General features: G+C 50.0%; 16 protein-coding genes and 1 pseudogene. 3 read left to right on the forward strand and 14 right to left on the reverse strand.

Annotated features, from left to right (window positions below):
- Positions 1-90 precede the first annotated feature (90 nt).
- Positions 91-907, reverse strand: a pseudogene (locus A3844_RS05060) (SDR family NAD(P)-dependent oxidoreductase).
- A 103-nt stretch (positions 908-1010) separates the two neighbouring features.
- Positions 1011-1610, reverse strand: a complete 600-nt coding sequence (locus A3844_RS05065; RefSeq protein WP_074106771.1) for a TetR family transcriptional regulator C-terminal domain-containing protein — start codon at positions 1608-1610, stop codon at positions 1011-1013.
- A gap of 147 nt (positions 1611-1757) precedes the next feature.
- Here A3844_RS05065 and A3844_RS05070 point away from each other — a divergent pair, with 147 nt between their 5' ends.
- Entirely contained in the window at positions 1758-2489 is a 732-nt protein-coding gene (locus A3844_RS05070; RefSeq protein WP_143191996.1) for a hypothetical protein, read from the forward strand.
- 177 nt (positions 2490-2666) lie between these two features.
- Here A3844_RS05070 and A3844_RS05075 read toward each other — a convergent pair whose 3' ends face one another.
- From A3844_RS05075 to gpr, 6 genes are all read right to left on the reverse strand, one after another.
- Complete coding sequence (locus A3844_RS05075) at positions 2667-3176, reverse strand: N-acetyltransferase (RefSeq protein WP_143186285.1); 510 nt, start codon at positions 3174-3176, stop codon at positions 2667-2669.
- A 74-nt stretch (positions 3177-3250) separates the two neighbouring features.
- A complete protein-coding gene (gene hemW / locus A3844_RS05080) occupies positions 3251-4423 on the reverse strand; it encodes a radical SAM family heme chaperone HemW (protein WP_074086309.1) in 1173 nt (390 codons plus the stop codon).
- A gap of 336 nt (positions 4424-4759) precedes the next feature.
- Positions 4760-6574: a translation elongation factor 4 gene (lepA, locus tag A3844_RS05090; protein ID WP_074086308.1), complete on the reverse strand. Its 1815-nt coding sequence runs from the start codon at positions 6572-6574 to the stop codon at positions 4760-4762.
- Between the two features lie 204 nt (positions 6575-6778).
- On the reverse strand, positions 6779-7270 hold the full coding sequence (locus A3844_RS05095) for a hypothetical protein (RefSeq protein WP_074086307.1): 492 nt from the start codon (positions 7268-7270) through the stop codon (positions 6779-6781).
- 27 nt (positions 7271-7297) lie between these two features.
- The gene (locus tag A3844_RS05100) at positions 7298-8647 is read right to left on the reverse strand and encodes a stage II sporulation protein P (RefSeq protein ID WP_074086306.1); all 1350 of its coding nucleotides are present in this window, start codon (positions 8645-8647) and stop codon (positions 7298-7300) included.
- A gap of 204 nt (positions 8648-8851) precedes the next feature.
- Positions 8852-9862, reverse strand: coding sequence for a GPR endopeptidase (gene gpr / locus A3844_RS05105; protein WP_074086305.1), 1011 nt, complete (start codon positions 9860-9862; stop codon positions 8852-8854).
- Positions 9863-10041: 179 nt separating this feature from the next.
- On the opposite strand from gpr, the gene rpsT reads away from it, so the two are divergent.
- A complete protein-coding gene (gene rpsT / locus A3844_RS05110; RefSeq protein WP_074086304.1) occupies positions 10042-10314 on the forward strand; it encodes a 30S ribosomal protein S20 in 273 nt (90 codons plus the stop codon).
- Positions 10315-10486: 172 nt separating this feature from the next.
- On the opposite strand, the gene holA is transcribed toward rpsT, so the two are convergent.
- The 5 genes from holA to A3844_RS05130 all read right to left on the reverse strand — a co-directional run bounded on the left by holA (position 10487) and on the right by A3844_RS05130 (position 14476).
- Entirely contained in the window at positions 10487-11506 is a 1020-nt protein-coding gene (holA, locus tag A3844_RS05115) for a DNA polymerase III subunit delta (RefSeq protein ID WP_074106773.1), read from the reverse strand.
- Between the two features lie 54 nt (positions 11507-11560).
- Positions 11561-11722 carry a hypothetical protein gene (locus tag A3844_RS32680; protein WP_167374627.1) on the reverse strand — a complete coding sequence of 54 codons (162 nt, stop codon included), beginning with the start codon at positions 11720-11722 and terminating at the stop codon, positions 11561-11563.
- 67 nt (positions 11723-11789) lie between these two features.
- Positions 11790-13031: an anti-sigma factor family protein gene (locus A3844_RS05120; RefSeq protein WP_074106774.1), complete on the reverse strand. Its 1242-nt coding sequence runs from the start codon at positions 13029-13031 to the stop codon at positions 11790-11792.
- A complete protein-coding gene (locus A3844_RS05125; RefSeq protein ID WP_074086301.1) occupies positions 13028-13576 on the reverse strand; it encodes an RNA polymerase sigma factor in 549 nt (182 codons plus the stop codon). The genes A3844_RS05120 and A3844_RS05125 overlap by 4 nt, the downstream gene beginning before the upstream one ends.
- A 258-nt stretch (positions 13577-13834) precedes the next feature.
- Entirely contained in the window at positions 13835-14476 is a 642-nt protein-coding gene (locus A3844_RS05130; protein ID WP_074086300.1) for a bifunctional 2-keto-4-hydroxyglutarate aldolase/2-keto-3-deoxy-6-phosphogluconate aldolase, read from the reverse strand.
- A gap of 340 nt (positions 14477-14816) precedes the next feature.
- Here A3844_RS05130 and A3844_RS05135 point away from each other — a divergent pair, with 340 nt between their 5' ends.
- Complete coding sequence (locus A3844_RS05135; protein ID WP_074106775.1) at positions 14817-15770, forward strand: sugar kinase; 954 nt, start codon at positions 14817-14819, stop codon at positions 15768-15770.
- Between the two features lie 145 nt (positions 15771-15915).
- On the opposite strand, the gene A3844_RS05140 is transcribed toward A3844_RS05135, so the two are convergent.
- On the reverse strand, positions 15916-16941 hold the full coding sequence (locus tag A3844_RS05140; protein WP_074106776.1) for a LacI family DNA-binding transcriptional regulator: 1026 nt from the start codon (positions 16939-16941) through the stop codon (positions 15916-15918).
- Positions 16942-17089 lie beyond the last annotated feature (148 nt).

Below are 17089 nucleotides of genomic sequence, written 5' to 3' on the forward strand. Positions count from 1 at the left end.
TCTAGTCAGATGAGTGCTAACCACTAATACAAAAATACCAAACTGACCTTGGCATTGTCAAGTCAGTTCAATATCTTCGCTTCGCCCATTTCAGCCGAGCCGGGCTTCCCGCGCTGTATGGCAGACCAGTTGCATTACCTTGCGGTGCAGAAAAGGAAAAAGCGTAAACATAATATCCATCGTCCGGCGCAGCGGCATCGGGTTCACCAGCGCTTCATTTCTCTCCAAGCCTTTACACGCTAGAGCGGCAAAATACTCGGGTGTCATAAGCTTTTGTTTTCACCTGGGTCAATACTTTCTTCTTATCCATATGTACTGCCTCACCGCTTTCAAAAATCGGCGTGTCGACAAATGCCGGACACAAGCAGCTTACCTTGACACCGTATACCTCTGCCTCATAATGCAGAGAAGTCGTCAGCCCCACCACCGCATGCTTGGTCGCGGAATAAGCACCACTTCCAGGAGCAGGTCCGAGACCGGCTGCAGAAGCCGTATTGGCTATGTACCCGAAACCTTGCTTCATCATTAAAGGATAGGCTGCCTGCACCCCATGAATGACTCCCCACAGATTCACATCCACGATCCTTTGCCAGTTCTGCTGTGTCATATCCCCAATCTCCCCGTACATCGCAATTCCCGCATTGTTGAACATATAATCCAAACGCCCAAAATCCCGGTAAATACCATCTACCATTGCTTTTACCGCAGTTCCATCAGTGACATCCACCGGAATGAAGCGGCACTCCCCGCCCATCCGCTCAAGTTCAGCCGCCGTCCTGAGCCCTTCCTCCGCGTTCAGATCAGCGATAACAATGTACACCCCTCTTGTTAAAAGCTCTTTGCACAAGGCCTTGCCAATACCTGAAGCACCTCCGGTAACGATCCCTACCCGTGTAATCTTTACCATTTCTCATCTCTCCTTACCTATGTATGTGTGTATCAATTCACTACAGTGGAACAAAATAGTACGTTCGTTCTAATCTAACTAAGCAGAAGGCACTTACTGCCTTTTACCCTTTACTTCGAATCCCATCCACAAAAACAGTCACACTGCGCTGGAAAAGTCCCTCTAACGCTATAGACTCCATCGTATACAAATATTGACACAGCCCGCCGAGCAATGTTCCGAACAAGAAACCCGTAGACGTAAGCTCCGCTTCAGTGAGATCGAATTCTCCGTTCTCCAATCCCAGCTTGAATATTTCATAATAAGCATGCATAGGCGTTGAAGCGAGCCCTCTCAGTTGTGCTACTGTCTCTGGTGAAGTCGCCGGGTTGCTGCCTAATTCCTGTCCAGCCTGCAAAAGCGGCGTTTTAAAGTTGTTCTGGACGAAATGAGCCATTGCGTAGAGCTTCTCTACAGCCGTTCCATAATTTACGGAAACCTCCTCCCACCGTTCTTTCCAGGAACGCATCGTTTCCAGAGCGAGATAGACAAAGAGCTTCTCTTTATTTTCAAAATGATAATAAATATGCCCCTTGCTGCAGCCGGACTCTCTGGAAATATCAGCGATTGAAGTTCCGGAAAAACCTTTTTGCGCAAAGAGCCGCGCCGCCTTGTCTGCAATAAGTGACCGGGTCTCCTCACTGTCATAATGCCTTTTATTCATAATACTACCTTCCTTGATGAAATTGAACGAACGTCCTAATTAAAAGGATAAACCAGAGTTACATTTTATTCAAGATAAATCCATATTTCAGTATGCATTCCGCAACCAATTCCCCACTCCTTCGTCTGTTATTTATGGGGGTGTGAAATGAAGTCACTAAAACGATGGTTACTCGCTGCATTTAGCATGATGATGGCCGCTCTTATACTGTCAGGCTGCATGCCGGGTGGGATGCCGGAGAAAATGGGGCCGTACAAATGTTATTACGGTGATGTAGACTATGCTTCTGTCCTCCGATGGAATGACATTACCTACATGGATAATAACGACGGAGACATCAGCGGGTTGAAAACAGGAGACCGTATCGGTAAAATCAACTACCGCAAAGCCGATCATCAGTGTCCGCGCAATCCCATGCAGAATGGAGACGCCACAGTGCTGGAAGTGGGAACACCACTCTACGCAGTAAAAGGGTATAAAACCTCGGCCCGGTTAATGGCAGGTGAAAGGCTGTATGAGGCTACCGATAATCCGTCTGCCCAAACGATGAACGACCTGCTTGATATTGAAGGCAAAATCAAGACCGTCCGTTTTACCAGCGGCATGGACGGGAGTCCTCTGAAAGATTTCACACCTGAGGCTAACGCCGTATTTATCCGGGAGTATCCGAAGCTCAAATACATCCCGTTTGACCAGTTGTCGAAAGAGACCAAACAATGGGTAGGAGATAAATACTGGCTTGAAATTGAAATGACCGATGGCTCCAGCAGAAGAATTACATATAACACGATGTTCGAAGCCTTCCATCCTTCCTGTTATGCTACACCTGAACTTGCAAGACTGGTGGAAGAGCAGCGTAAGCTGATATATGTGAAATAACCCATCGGCTATACGCATAAGCTTCACGTTCGTTGCCGCCAAATTCTTCTTTGGCCTCATTCATTCGATGGTTATCAAAAGCATCAAAAAAACCACTCTTCCGCAAACGGCTTCGGCCTGCAGAAAAGTGGTTTTGTATTATATAAGGTAAACCCGAAGGCTAATGCCTCTCGGTTATTAATCCAGCTTCTTCAGCACGGCGATTTCATCGCAGGCATGCTGCTTCTTGCAGTTCACGCAATCGGTCCAGACCTTCTCCGGGAAAATCTCTTTCTCCACGACGGTAAAGCCGTTTCTGAGAAAAAAATCCACTGCATAGGTCAGCGCCATAATCTTGGGAATCTTCTGGCGTTTGGCTTCTTCCGTCAGCTTCTCCAGGATCATCGAACCCACGCCTTTGCCTTTACCCTCATCACGCAATCCGATCGAACGGACCTCTACGAGATCAGCGCCCAGTCTGAACAGCGATCCGCAGCCGATGAATTTGCCGTCTAATTCGGCAATCACGAACTGGTCAATCTGGCGGGTCAGTGCTTGCCTGGAACGGGGAAGCATAATTCCGCTCTGAGCGTATTCTTCTATCATTAAATACAGCGGCTCTACATCCTCCACCGTAGCATTTCTGCATATCACCTTGTGGTCTCCCGCAGGAGCCGACTGGCGGACCTTCTCCGTTTTGACAAGCACTTTGACTCACCCCTTGTTGTTAATATGAATAAATATACAACAGAGTGAATTACAATTCAAGAGGTATTTTAAAATTAAACCTCTGTCAAAGCCCCGACAAATTCACCGAAAACATCGTTCCCGAACAGGATACCCTGCTTGCTTAGACGATAGATGTCTCCATCCTGCTCGAGCAAGCCGGCGGCAAGCATTTTATTCAGCGATCCTCCAAAAATATCCTGCAGAGACTTCCCGAACTGTGCCTGGAACGCTTGATCCGACACCCCCTCACGCATGCGTAGGCCAACCATCATGAAGTCCTCCATCGCCTCCTGCTCGGAGACCCTGAAGCTGTCCAGACGCGGCAGTCCCTTAAGTGAAGCTTCAATGTACGGATTGACACCCTTGATATTCATATGCCGCTGCCGTTTCACATATCCATGCGCCCCGGCCCCTAGGCCATAGTAATCCTCATTACGCCAATACGTAATATTGTGGCGGCTCTCCATTCCCGGCTTGGCAAAGTTGCTGATCTCATATTGCCCGTAACCTGCAGCTTCCATAGTAGACATCAGCAGGAGGTACATCTCCAGTTCATCCTCTTCGCTGGGCAGCGGAAGCTTGTTCTTGTTGAAGAGGGTATGGAACAGTGTATTCTCCTCGACCTTGAGGCTATAAATTGAATAATGCGGCAAATTTAGCTCCAGTGCCTTGGTTATACTCTCCCTCAGCATATCGACGGTCTGGTTCGGCAGTCCGAACATGAGATCTACCGACAGATTATGCAGACCCACACTGCGCGCGTTCTCCAGACTGCGGTAGACATCATCCACGTTATGAATGCGCCCAATGCCGCTTAGCAGCTCATTCTGAAAAGCCTGTACGCCAAAGCTGACCCGGTTGACGCCGCCTTCCTTCATGACTGCAAGCTTATCTTGATCTGTGGTACCAGGGTTAGCTTCCATAGAGAACTCTATATTCTCATCCCACTGGGGGAAATGTGTGCGGACCGATTTTAGAAAATAGGCCATTTCATCCGGCTTCAGCACCGTAGGTGTTCCCCCGCCGACAAAAATCGTCTTGATCACACCAGGCGGAGTATTCTTCACCGTAAGTTCCATCTCCCGGTCCAGCGCTTGCAGGTAATCCATGACCGGCTGATCCTTCAGGACGTAGGAATTGAAATCGCAGTAAAAACATTTATTGGTGCAGAAAGGGATATGAATGTATACGGCCTCTGGGGGACGGCCATTATTCAGGTTTGTCATAGCTGTCTCCTTTGTTCAAAATTATTAAAATATATATCTATATAGATTGAACTTGTGATGGTTCTACTTCGGGAATGGTCGTGACTACTGAGAATGTTTGGACTTCCGGCCGCTGTTGTCTGCAGATTTCTTGATTTGTACCGCTGTTCGCGGTGGAAATCCGCAGACAAAGGCGGACGCATTCGCTCCTACAGTTCCAAACTTCTCTTCCGCCACTTTTCCCTGGTTGTATATTTCAAAGTTCAAGCTATTTAGCCAGAAAAGGGAAGCCATCAGGCTTCCCGTCAGAACACACTAACGATTGTTACTCAGTACGAGCCGGAGCTCGCCTTACAGCTACTCGTCAATCTTAAGCACCGCCATGAACGCTTCCTGCGGCACTTCAACGCTGCCGACCTGCTTCATGCGCTTCTTGCCTTCCTTCTGCTTCTCCAGCAGCTTCCGCTTACGCGAAATGTCACCGCCGTAGCATTTGGCCAGCACGTTCTTGCGCATCGCCTTAACGGTCTCGCGGGCCACGACTTTTGTTCCGACAGAAGCCTGAATCGGCACCTCGAACATTTGCCGCGGAATGATCCCGCGCAGCTTCTCACAAATGATGCGGCCGCGGTTATAAGCGCGGTCACGGTGGACGATGAATGACAAGGCATCCACCTGCTCATTATTTAGCAGAATGTCCATCTTAACCAGGTTCGACTGGCGGTAGCCCGATACTTCATAATCGTAGGAAGCATAGCCTTTCGTTCCTGATTTCAGCTGGTCAAAGAAGTCATAGACAATCTCGGACAATGGAATCTCATATGTGATGGTGACGCGGCTTGTGTCCAGATACTCCATATTGACGAATTCACCGCGTTTGTTCTGGCACAGCTCCATAACCGTACCTACGTAATCATTCGGCACAATGATTCCGGCTTTGACATACGGCTCTTCAATATAGTCGATCGTGCCAATCTCCGGATAATGCGACGGGTTGTCGATCTGAATGATCTCACCGTTGGTCAGCTTAATGCGGTAAATTACGCTTGGTGCCGTGGTGATCAGCGGCAGATTGAATTCACGCTCAATCCGCTCCTGAATAATCTCCATGTGCAAGAGTCCAAGGAAGCCGCAACGGAAGCCAAAGCCCAGCGCGCTTGAGCTTTCCGGCTCAAAGCTGAGAGAAGCATCGTTGAGCTGCAATTTCTCCAGTGCTTCGCGCAAGTCATTGTAATCCGAGGTTTCGATCGGATAGAGACCACAATAGACCATCGGGTTGATCTTGCGGTAACCCGGCAGCGGCTCCGGTGTCGGATTCTTGGCATCTGTTACGGTATCACCCACGCGGGTATCGCCGACATGCTTGATTCCGGCTACGATGAAACCAACATCACCGATGTTAAGTTCGGATACGATGCTCATACGCGGCATGAACGCACCGACCTCAATAACCTCAAAGGTCTTGTCCGTTGCCATCATCTTAATCTTCGAACCGGCGCGGATACTGCCATCAATAACACGCACATAGACGATAACACCTTTGTACGGATCATAGTGAGAGTCAAAAATCAGCGCCTTCAGCGGTTCTTCGGAATTTCCAGTGGGTGCAGGAACCTGCTTCACTACCTGTTCCAGGATTTCCTTGATGCCGATACCAGCTTTGGCGGAAGCAAGTACCGCTTCGCTGGTATCCAGTCCGATGACATCCTCAATTTCCTGCTTCACCCGGTCAGGATCAGCATTCGGCAGGTCAATCTTGTTGATAACCGGCAGAATTTCCAGGTTGTTGTCCAGCGCCAGATATACGTTGGCCAGGGTCTGGGCTTCAATTCCCTGTGCAGCGTCTACCACCAGAAGTGCGCCTTCACAGGCCGCAAGACTGCGGGAAACTTCATACGTGAAATCGACATGCCCCGGTGTGTCAATCAGGTTGAGATAATAATCCTGTCCATCATCGGCACGATAGGTCAAGCGCACAGCCTGCAGCTTGATGGTGATGCCGCGTTCGCGCTCCAGATCCATCTGGTCCAGCACCTGCTCCTGCATTTCGCGCGAAGTAAGCGCGCCTGTGTATTCCAAAATGCGGTCGGCCAGTGTCGATTTACCATGGTCTATATGTGCAATAATCGAGAAATTGCGGATTTGTTGTTGTCTTTTCTGAACGTCAGTCATTCCTTACCCCCACAGACAGCCTAATGTTAATCCACTTATTATAACAGTACGCGCTTCACCCATCAATCCCGCCTGCCCCGAACGCTCCAAGAAAAGGTCTGCGGCAGAGAAAAAAGCGGATTCTCCATCCCCTGAGGGAGGTGAATCCGCTTTTTTGAACGAATCAAGAATTCACATGGGCCGCATTGCGGGGTCCGAGTCAGTCTATTTCTCCGCGGAATCGAACAGCGAGACCACCCAGCGGATGCTCTTTTGTGACGCTTCTTGCAGCAGCCCCGCTGTTTTGTCGGCAAGCTTGTCCACTGTGGGCTTCTGCTCTTCAGGGATAAGAATCTGTTCCGGACTCATACTGCTGTAGTCCTGAACCTCCTGCTGCGGCAGATTGCCGGCTGCGCTCTGGCCCGCAGGGGTTTGCGGCTGCACCGGGACAACCGAGTACGCGCCAGTAACCGGGTCTACAACCACAGGAACATACATATAGGCTTGCCCGCCTTGCGTCAAACCTGCCACTGGGACAGAATGCGCCTTAGTCTTCTGGCCAGCAGGGGCAGTTTGAGCTGTCCCGGTTGCACCATTCCAGCCAGGCAGTACTGTAGAAGCATTTGTACCCAAGCTGCTGCTGAACTGCATGCCTGCCAATATGCCGATCCCCAACGATATGCCGACTACGACCAGTTTTTTACCAAACCGCGACATCTCATGCACTCCTTTCTACTTTACGAATCAGTCACTCTGCTTCCCGGTGTCTGCTCCGGCATCAGGTGCCGCCGCTTTCTCCGCATCATGGCTGCTCCAGTACACATCGGCGATAGCATCCGCCAAAATATCCGCCGTCCGCTTCAGTTCATCTGCAGAATTGTCGATACCGCCCACCTCAATTAATACACTGTTAGGAGAAAGAGTCTGATTATACTCACCATTATTGCCATTCCCGGAGGACTTGCCCCAGATGCCACGGGAAACACCCGGATAGTTTTTTTCGAGCAGCTGATGAATTTTGTTGGCGAACGCCTCATTCCTCTTCCAATCTTTATTCGCATGACCGAGGATAAAATACACCTGAGCGTAACTTTTTCCCTCTATGACGGCTGTGGTTTTGCCATGCCGCTGCGAATCACGATGGATATCAATCATTTCGTTCATTTCCTGGTTGGCACTTAGCACAGCCTTGACAGTCATTCTTGAATATTTATAGGAAAAGTTCCAATTATAATCCGGTACCTTTGTGGCGTAATCTTCTTGTTTATGAACAGTACCAATTCCGCGCTGCTCCAGTCTTTTGGTAATATATGAGCCTACCAGCATTACATTTTTGGAAGGTATAGCGGAGCTTGGATTGTCACTCTCTACCCCCAGCAGCGGATTATAGGCCTCGCGGGGATGGGAATGATAGATTAAGATCCGTTTGATCGAAGTATCCTGGCTGTTGCCGGGTGAGACCTGACTGTCGTTGCCGCCTGATGAATCCGGTGCGATGGAAGGCTCAGGCTGCGGCGCGGCCGTTTCACCGCCATCCGGCTCGTCCGATCCGTCACTCGCAGGTTCTGTTCCGCCTGACCCCGCTTCTGTTCCTGTCTCATCCCCTTTACCATTCCCACCGGTATCTCCAGTTGCCAGCTCATCCGTTCCCGGATGGTAGTCCGCGGGAGCATCCTTAGCCCCGCCAGAGCCCAGACGCAGCAGAAACGGATCATCCGCAGCCAGGCCCGGAACCTCACGGGAGAGCAGGCTTTTCGGGTCGCCGGGGTCCACACTGGTCAGCATCCGAAAGACGAAGGAGGTTACGTTTTTACCCGAAAATGCAGACGGCTCTTCACCTTTCGGCAGGTGGGGAACCTCCATACCGAGCAGTTCCATAAAAAACCCGCTGGATAAGGAAGCTGCCAACCCTTTCATTGAGGGAATGGGTGAAGAGTTCAGCTTTTGACCGGCCAATCCACCGGCTCCAAGCAGCATAAAAAATACAAGCGAACCTCCGGCCAGCAGCAGCATTGTTCTCCCCAGCGACAGAATATCCAACAGCTTCCCCCGCAGCCGGCCGATATTCCATAGCTGAAACCATTTTCTGTTCATTATTGTTATGTCCTCCTCCAGCCCTCTGTAATCTCTTATACTCCCAATCTATGAGCGGAAGAGGAATGGTAGAACCTGAAATGAGAGAAAAGGAAGACCTGCTTAACCAGTCCCTCTTAATAAAGTATTGTTCATCCATCAAAAAAAAGCCCAACCGCAGCCGGCAGGCAGACTGGGCAGGCATAGTATACCGAAGGACAGTTCTCAGTGGGTATACGCTCCCACGTTGCCCGGATCCACAGCTTCATGCAACGCAGCATTCAGTCCGCTGGCTACGATGTTGGCGATTTCTTCGATAAATTCATCAATTTCCTTCGGCGTAACAATCAGATCATGTCCGAGCGGTTCCAGCACTTCTTTGACGAGCGACAGCCGTTCCTGTTCAGAGATGTCGTCCAGCATGCCCATAATTTCTTTGGTGTGGGCGGCTCCGGCTCCAACCTGCCCGAAATGCCTGCTCATCATCTCCAGCACATTATTCACGATGGTTGAAGCATAGCAGACGGTAGGAACGCCGATTGCAATACAGGGAATCCCGAGAATTTCCTTGGTTAGCCCCCGGCGTTTATTGCCAATTCCAGAACCGGGATGGATGCCGATATCGGCGATTTGAATGGTCGTATTAATTCGTTCCAGTGAACGGGATGCCAGTGCATCTATCGCGATAATCACGTCGGGCTTCGTACGGTCCACGATTCCCTGGACCACTTCACTGGATTCAATACCGGTCAGCCCCAGCACACCTGGTGCAATTGCGCTCACCTTGCGGTAACCCGGAGAGACTTGATCGGGAACCAGCTCGTAGAACTGGCGTGTAACCAGCGAATTCTCCACAACGAGCGGTCCCAGTGAATCCGGAGTCACATTCCAGTTGCCAAGGCCGACAATCAGCACCGACGAGTCGCGGTCAATACCGATTCTGTCCATGAACTGTTCAAATTCTCTGGCAAAAACCACGGATACCTTCTGCGAAAGACCAGTGTCGCCGCCGCGAAGTGCCGGAACCTCCAGCGTCACGTAGTTTCCTATGGCGCGTCCAATGGCCTGTGAGCCTGCATTATTCGCTACGGCAAGACGGGTGACCTTAATGCCATCCGCTTCCTCTACCTCTTCGTTTACACCGGGAATAGGCGTTTTTTGCGGTCCCTGAGCCATCTCTTTGGCTTCCAGCGCCAAATCTGTGCGTACCGAATATAGCTGAAGATCCAGTTCCATTATTAGTTCAGCCTCCTTATCCATATTGATGATAGTGTGCGAGTGAAGGCCTTGCTTTATTCAAGCCGAAATGGGTTAAATTAAAAGCATTAGTCTTGCATTTTGTGTGCGGTCATGCTAAACTATTTTAAGTTGTGAATCATTTGATGATTTCGAATGTCTTTCAGGAGGTGAATGCAATGCCAAATATCAAATCCGCGGTAAAACGCGTCAAGACGGCCGAAAAACGCCGTGCACTGAACGCTTCCCAGAAATCCGCGCTTCGTACAGCTGTGAAAACTGCTGATGTAGCTCTGACTGGTACTGAAGTGGAAACTGCTCAAGCTGCTTTCCAAGCTGCTTCCAAAAAGCTGGACAAGGCTGTAACTAAAGGCCTGGTTCATAAAAATGCGGCTGCCCGCAAAAAATCCCGCTTGGCGAAGAAATTGAACGCTCTTAAGGCTCAAGCCTAAGCCAAGGGCGACATTAATAATGAGCACTATAAGAACCTGACCGCTATGCTGCATACGGTTAGGTTTTTTTGTTTTTCAGCAGAAATAGCCAACAAAAGCCTGCCCGTTAGCGTTCATACGCTGCGGAGCAGGCTTTTGTTGGTATTACAATCTTGAAATCACCGGTTCACCTTTAGGCTCCCAGCCGTAACATGAACATCTCCAAACCTAGCACCTTGTCGATAGCCCCTGTCTTCATCTGGTAGTCCAGGTCAGCCAGAAAGCTGAGAATCTGCCGCAGCCGCTGGCTCTCGAACTTATGCGCCTGTTCACCGGCAAGCTTGACGGCATACGGATGCAGCCCCAGTTGAGAGGCGATCTGGCCTTGTGAGTAGCTCTGGGCAGACAGATCCTTCACCTGCAAAATCATCCGAAACTGCCTCGCAATCAGCGCCGCAATCTTAATAGGCTCTTCACGCTGCTTCAGCAGCTCATAGAGTGTATTCAGCGCCTTGTCCAGGCGCAGATTGGCGATATCCTCTACCAGCGTGAACACGTTCTGTTCGGTCCCGCGGTGTACAAGGCTCTCAATTGCTGCGGCGTCCACGGTCCCGCCCTTGCCTGCGAACAGGCTCAGCTTATCCATTTCCGCCGACAATCCCTGCAGTCCTGTTCCGGCATTGGCCACAAGAGCCGCAGCGGCACCCGGTGCCGACACGCAGCCCCGGTCCCGCAATCCCTTCTCGACCCAGCGCAGCAGTTCCTCTGCGCCTAACGGGTTGAAGGCAAGCACAATCCCTGCAGTCTTGGCCATCTTAACGATTTTTTTCCGTTCATCCAGCTTGTCATTATTGACCATGAAGACGATCACACTGAACTCTGCCGGATGCTGCATATATTCACTGAGAACTTCTATGCGATGTTCGATTTTGGCATTATCTTTTCCTGCAGTGAACAGGGAGGCGTCACGCACCAGCAACAGCTTCCGCTCCACCATAAACGGCACAGTCTCCGCTTCTTCCACAACCGCCTGCACCGGCGTCTCGGAAAGATCAAAGGGAATGACAGCAAAATCCCGGTCCTCTTTGGCAATCAGATGATCCTCCAGAAAAGCCGCAAATTCATTCATCCGGAACTTCTCGCTGCCGTACAGCACGTAGAGTGGCGAAACATTTCCTTGTTTGATGTCTTTGGCCGCCGTTTTGGCATCCATCCCGCCACTTCCTTTTCCATTTCAGTCTTTGAATATTGTAACAAAAAAGCATCTTTAAACATAGACATCTAGTGGAGACGGCAGATATCTGCGCAAAAACGGAGCAACTCCGGCAGCATTGCCAAAGTTGCTCCGTTTCCGCGGCGCATCTATATAAACGACGGTAGGAAAAGCTCTAGAAACTTTCCAGCCGACGGTCATACCGATGGTTCTCACGACCCTATAGCTCCTGTTCTCTTACTATAGTATATTCCTATACAGAGTAAAAAGTTCCACTCTGCGATTATTTTGTAGACGTTGCCGCGTCCGGAGTAGCCGCAGGTGCTGTAGAAGAAGCTGATGGTGAACCGGATGGTGCCGCAGATACTACCGAATCCGGGACGGTATAGCTCTTGGTCATTTGATTGCCGTTCTTCAGGGTCACATAAGTGAACACACGGCTATCTTCCGACCATTGGCCGGACACCCATTCCCCCTCCAGGGGAAGTGATGTCAGCACCGTCCAATCGTCTCTCGCAGCGCCTTCCGGTATGGCATAGAGTACAAGCTGCTGTCCTGCGAGCTCAGCGCCAAAACGACCGTCAGGCGATGTCAAAGGCGAGGGTGCGACCAGTGCCGAGCGCAAGCCCATCACCCCGGCTTCTTCCGATGAAGGAAACTGCTGCGACTCGCTGATGGAATTATTCGCTCCGGCTTCGCTTTTTGGCGGGCTGTCCTGAGAATCCTTAGCTCCGCTGGTATCCGGACCAGAAGTGCTAATCTTCATATCCTCTACCGCAGGTGTGGCAGGGTCCTTGTCAGGCTCCGCTATGATCTGCCGCTTGAAGGATGCCGGCTGTTTGGTTGGGTCAGGTGTAACCGCCGGGGAATCCGGAGTTGGTGCCATAGATGAAGTCACCATCTCATCAGCACCGCCGGAAGTATTGTTCCCGGAAGCCGAAAACGTATTATTTTTCTTTTCTGTAATCCCTGCCGCCCTATCTGCGCCATTTACGCTATCCCCGCTGCCGTTCTGTACTGCACCCGGTTCAGATCCTGCCGACTCTTCAGTCTTTTGCATAGTCTGTCCAGAGTTTGTATCTGCAGCCTGATTGAGTGCCACATCCACATCTGCTGCCGGCATACTGTCAGGCATGTTAAAAATAGCTATAAGCAGTATCACTGCCGCCGCCACTGCGCCGATGCCTGTCCGTGTTGCCAGGGATGAGCCCTTGGAGAATTTGCCACGGGTGCTTTTACGGGTGAACGGAACAACCTTCGATTCTTCTGTACTCGTCATGACCGGTTCCTGGTCGGCACTACGATCCAGCTCGTCAAGCCGAGGCAAAATCGAATCAACCAGACTGAAAGGTGGCTTCACGTCCGGAAGCTGCTCAAGTTGCTGGGAAAGCACATTCAGACGGTCAAAAACATCCGCGCACGAGGGACAATTGTCGATATGACGGAACATTTCTATGATTTCTTCTTGGCTTAAGTCATGATCCAGATAGCGGTGCATCCATTCAATCACCTCCGCGCATTTCATCCTGATACACCACCTTTCTGATACTCCTGAAGTCTATTCTGCAGTTGCTGCCTAGCCCTGAACAGGTACGATTTCACTGTATTCAAGGGCAGGTCCAGCGAATCTGCAATCTCGTTGTAAGAAAAATCCTGCAAATACCTCAGTACGATTACCGTACGGTGATGTTCCGGAAGCTGATCTATCGCCTCCCGTATATCCTCTGCCAGATAACCGGACAACACTTCACGTTCCACATTATGTGTATCCGGAAACACCATCTCATGTTCATCAATGGAAACCGTAGGTTTCGTTCTTCTGAACTTATCAATACATATGTTGGTCACGATCCGCTGTACCCATGTTTTGAACTGGGCTTTTTCCTCGTAAGAACCTATTTTGGTATACACGCGGATAAGCGCCTCCTGTGAAGCATCCAAAGCATCCTGTTCATTATGCAGAATGTAGAAGGCCGTCTTATATACATGCCCTTCAATTTCTCGCAATAGGGTGATTAGAGCGTCGCGATCGCCCGCTTGAGCGGCTCTGATGAGTCCCTGCTCCACCACGAAGGTTCCCCCTCTCTATGCAATCTTACTGACGCGCAAGACTGCGAATTTGTTGCAAGCCTGTAATCAATTTTTTCGGTATCCATAATCCTTACTAAGCATACAGGGGAAGCTTCAATCATTCAAATACTCTTTTATAGAAAGATTGTAACAAAAGTGAAATCAAAAAGATGCAAAACAGCCGGCCTGTACCCTTTTAAGGTGCAAACCGGCTGCTGTGTAAATGAATCTTTGTAGAGTTGTTAATGAGTGCGGGATTTAAGCGCCCTTAATTTCCTTGAACTTCGCCACATACTTGGCGGCAAGCTCAGTGATCTGGTCGTAGCGGCCTTCCTTGGCTGGAGCGGTCAGGTTGCCACCGATGCCTACAGCGATGCAGCCGTTTGAAATCCATTTTTCCATGTTGTTCAGATCCACGCCACCTGTAGGCATAATGTTGACATGCGGCATGGGTCCTTTAACGGCTTTGACATAATCCGGTCCGAAGGCGCTGCCCGGGAACAGCTTCAATACATCCACACCCAGCTTCAGTGCTTCTTTCATTTCATTGAGTGTCATGCAGCCCGGCATATACGGGATACCGTAGAGATTACACATTTTGGCGGTTTCTTCTTCAAAAGAAGGACTGACCACAAATTCCGAACCTGCCAGAATAGCGATTCTTGCCGTAAGAGGATCAAGTACTGTACCTGCACCGATCACTGCTTGGCTTCCGTATTCGGCTACCAGCCGTTTGATTGCTACGTCGGCATCCGGAGTGGTAAAGGTTACTTCAATGTTATTCAGACCACCTTCGATGCAGGCTGCGGACATTTTGAAAGCATCGTCTGCATGGTCGGCGCGAATTACAGCTACCACGCCAACGTTTGTGATGTTCTGCAATACTTTTATCTTCTTCATTATAAATCTCCCTTTCGTTAAATCCTTGATATTTAGAACATTAATTTAGGTAAATAATTTTATCTAATTTACTAATCAAAAGCCAAAACCTTATAAGAAAATAGTAATAACAATGTCTTCTTACGTCAATATGTTTTTATGTGAACAGAACGAAAAATTCTCTCAACAACTACAAAAACCCTTTTATAATAAGGGATTATCCACCCTATCCAATGTGATCATATTAAAAAAATTCATTTGAGTGAGGGGTGTCTTATTGTAGAAAACCGATTTATATGATAATTTCAAATTACAAATCATTTATACAGGGGTTGTAAGCTACCCCGAGGAGGAAATATTCATGAGTAAACAGCTGGATGCAGTTACATTCGGAGAGCCGATGGCTATGTTTTATGCCAATGAGACGGGGCCGCTGCACGAGGTTACTTCTTTTTCCAAAGCGCTGGCCGGTGCAGAGAGCAATGTGGCTACCGGATTATCACGTCTTGAGCACAAAACCGGGTATGTAACGAAACTTGGCGAGGACAACTTCGGCCAATTTATAGTTGGTGCGCTGAATAAAGAGCAGATTGATACCGGCAGCATCACGTACACCAAAGAATTCCCAACCGGCATGCTGATCAAATCCAAGGTGCTGACCGGTGATCCCAAGGTTGAATATTTCCGCAAAAATTCCGCGGCCTCCAAGCTGAGTCTGGCCGATTTCGATGAGGCGTATTTCGCTTCCGCAGGGCATTTGCACGTTACAAGCATCTCTTCGGCATTATCGAAGACCTGCCATGAATTCTCGCTGCATGCCATGGAATTTATGAAGAAGAGCGGAAAAACCGTCTCCCTTGATCCGAATCTGCGCCCAACCCTCTGGCCGGACAAAGAAACCATGGTAAACACCATTAACGATCTGGCTACACGCTGCGACTGGTTCCTGCCGGGCCTCAGCGAAGGCAAAACCCTTACAGGCCTTGAGACTCCAGAAGAAATTGCCGGCTATTACCTGGAGCGCGGTGTATCGCTGGTGGTTATCAAGCTCGGTCCTGAAGGCGCATATTACAAAACGGCTGCTGGTGAAGAAGGTTATGTCGACGGCTTCAAGGTAGAAACCGTTGTTGATACTGTAGGCGCCGGAGACGGCTTTGCAGTCGGTGTAATCAGCGCGATGCTGGAAAAGCTGACCGTAGCCGAGGCCGTGAAACGCGGTAATGCTATTGGCGCACTCGCCGTGATGTCTCCCGGAGACATGGATGGACTGCCTACCCGGGACGGGCTGGAAAAGTTTATGAAGGCAGGCGTGTAAGCAGGCTGCTTCCAAACAAGTGCTGCACTCTATATGCACACCCATCCCGATGAAACAGCTCATACTATAAAAGCCCTACACAGTCTTTGACAGACCGTGTAGGGCTTTTTCCCATGATAACGCCGGGGCTTATGAACAAATCGTTTTACTTGGTTGGCGTTGGAGCCTGTACGGATTGCCCCGGCTGCAGCGCTGGAGGGAACCTGTACGTGATCGGCATGGCGTCCCCCTGATCCTCAATCAGAGAAAGCATAATTTTGGCGGCTTGCATTCCCATCTCATAGGCAGGCTGCCGGATGGTTGTGATAGCCGGATTGTAGATCCGGGCAAATTCGGCGTCATCAATCCCAATCACCGACCATTGGCCGGGGATTGCAATGGAATGGCGGTTCGCATATTTCAGGATCTCCCCCAGCACCAGATCGTTGGCTGCGAGCAGCGCCGTTGGCGGCTGCGGCAGGCTTAACAGCTCATCCAGCGCGGAAGCAATAGCCTCTCTTGGCACACTGCGCACGTACTCATCATTCATCCTGAGCCCGGCTTCCTCCATGGCCTTTTTGTAGCCGCTCATCCGCTCCTTACGGGGGGTGATCGCATGCTCGCCAAGCGGGAGCGACAAGATGGCGATATTCTCATGGCCCTTCCCGGTCAGCTCTTTGATGGCTGTTTTGACGGCCATTTCGTTGTCGAGCAGCAGACTCTGGGTCGTGATCCCTTCTACCAGCCGGTCCATGAATACAAGCGGATATTCCGCTTCGATCAGCCGGGTATAGGGAGACGGATGGTCTCCGGTCGGAAAAATAATCAACCCGTCCACCTGGCGGGCCACAAGCGCCTCTACATGTGTATTTTCTTTATCCGCATTCTCATCGCTATTACAGATGATCACCTGGATGCCATGGCGCTGCAGCTCATTCTCGATCGCCCGGATGCACTGGATGGACAGCGAATAATCGAGATTCGCCACAATAATACCAACCATATGCGTGCGGTTCTGCTTCAGACTGCGGGCTAGCCCGTTAGGCTGATAATTCAGCTCCTCGATTACGTCGGCAATGCGGTTTTTGGTCGCTTCGCTCATATATTTGAACCGTTTATTCAGAAATTGCGAGACCGTGCTTTTGGATACTCCCGCCTTTTGGGCGACATCTTCAATCGTCAGCTTCTTCATCTTTTCCGCTCCACTCTATATAGAAAATACCGGCTTTCCCAAACCGCTCGGCCAGAGCGAATTCACGCAGAAAAGCCATACTTTCCGAACTCACTCAGAAAGTATAGCTTTTTTTTAGTAAATTATCTAGTAATCATTATTGAGATTA

Source organism: Paenibacillus helianthi, from assembly GCF_001909055.1.
Classification (GTDB): domain Bacteria; phylum Bacillota; class Bacilli; order Paenibacillales; family Paenibacillaceae; genus Paenibacillus_AQ; species Paenibacillus_AQ helianthi.

Bases quoted from the DNA above. Each gene is read 5' to 3' on its own strand.
- A3844_RS05065 (WP_074106771.1), bottom strand. From the start codon at position 1,610: ATGAATAAAAGGCATTATGACAGTGAGGAGACCCGGTCACTTATTGCA.
- A3844_RS05070 (WP_143191996.1), top strand. From the start codon at position 1,758: ATGAAGTCACTAAAACGATGGTTACTCGCTGCATTTAGCATGATGATG.
- hemW (WP_074086309.1), bottom strand. From the start codon at position 4,423: ATGACAAACCTGAATAATGGCCGTCCCCCAGAGGCCGTATACATTCAT.
- lepA (WP_074086308.1), bottom strand. From the start codon at position 6,574: ATGACTGACGTTCAGAAAAGACAACAACAAATCCGCAATTTCTCGATT.
- A3844_RS05095 (WP_074086307.1), bottom strand. From the start codon at position 7,270: ATGTCGCGGTTTGGTAAAAAACTGGTCGTAGTCGGCATATCGTTGGGG.
- A3844_RS05100 (WP_074086306.1), bottom strand. From the start codon at position 8,647: ATGAACAGAAAATGGTTTCAGCTATGGAATATCGGCCGGCTGCGGGGG.
- gpr (WP_074086305.1), bottom strand. From the start codon at position 9,862: ATGGAACTGGATCTTCAGCTATATTCGGTACGCACAGATTTGGCGCTG.
- rpsT (WP_074086304.1), top strand. From the start codon at position 10,042: ATGCCAAATATCAAATCCGCGGTAAAACGCGTCAAGACGGCCGAAAAA.
- holA (WP_074106773.1), bottom strand. From the start codon at position 11,506: ATGGATGCCAAAACGGCGGCCAAAGACATCAAACAAGGAAATGTTTCG.
- A3844_RS05120 (WP_074106774.1), bottom strand. From the start codon at position 13,031: ATGAAATGCGCGGAGGTGATTGAATGGATGCACCGCTATCTGGATCAT.
- A3844_RS05130 (WP_074086300.1), bottom strand. From the start codon at position 14,476: ATGAAGAAGATAAAAGTATTGCAGAACATCACAAACGTTGGCGTGGTA.
- A3844_RS05135 (WP_074106775.1), top strand. From the start codon at position 14,817: ATGAGTAAACAGCTGGATGCAGTTACATTCGGAGAGCCGATGGCTATG.
- A3844_RS05140 (WP_074106776.1), bottom strand. From the start codon at position 16,941: ATGAAGAAGCTGACGATTGAAGATGTCGCCCAAAAGGCGGGAGTATCC.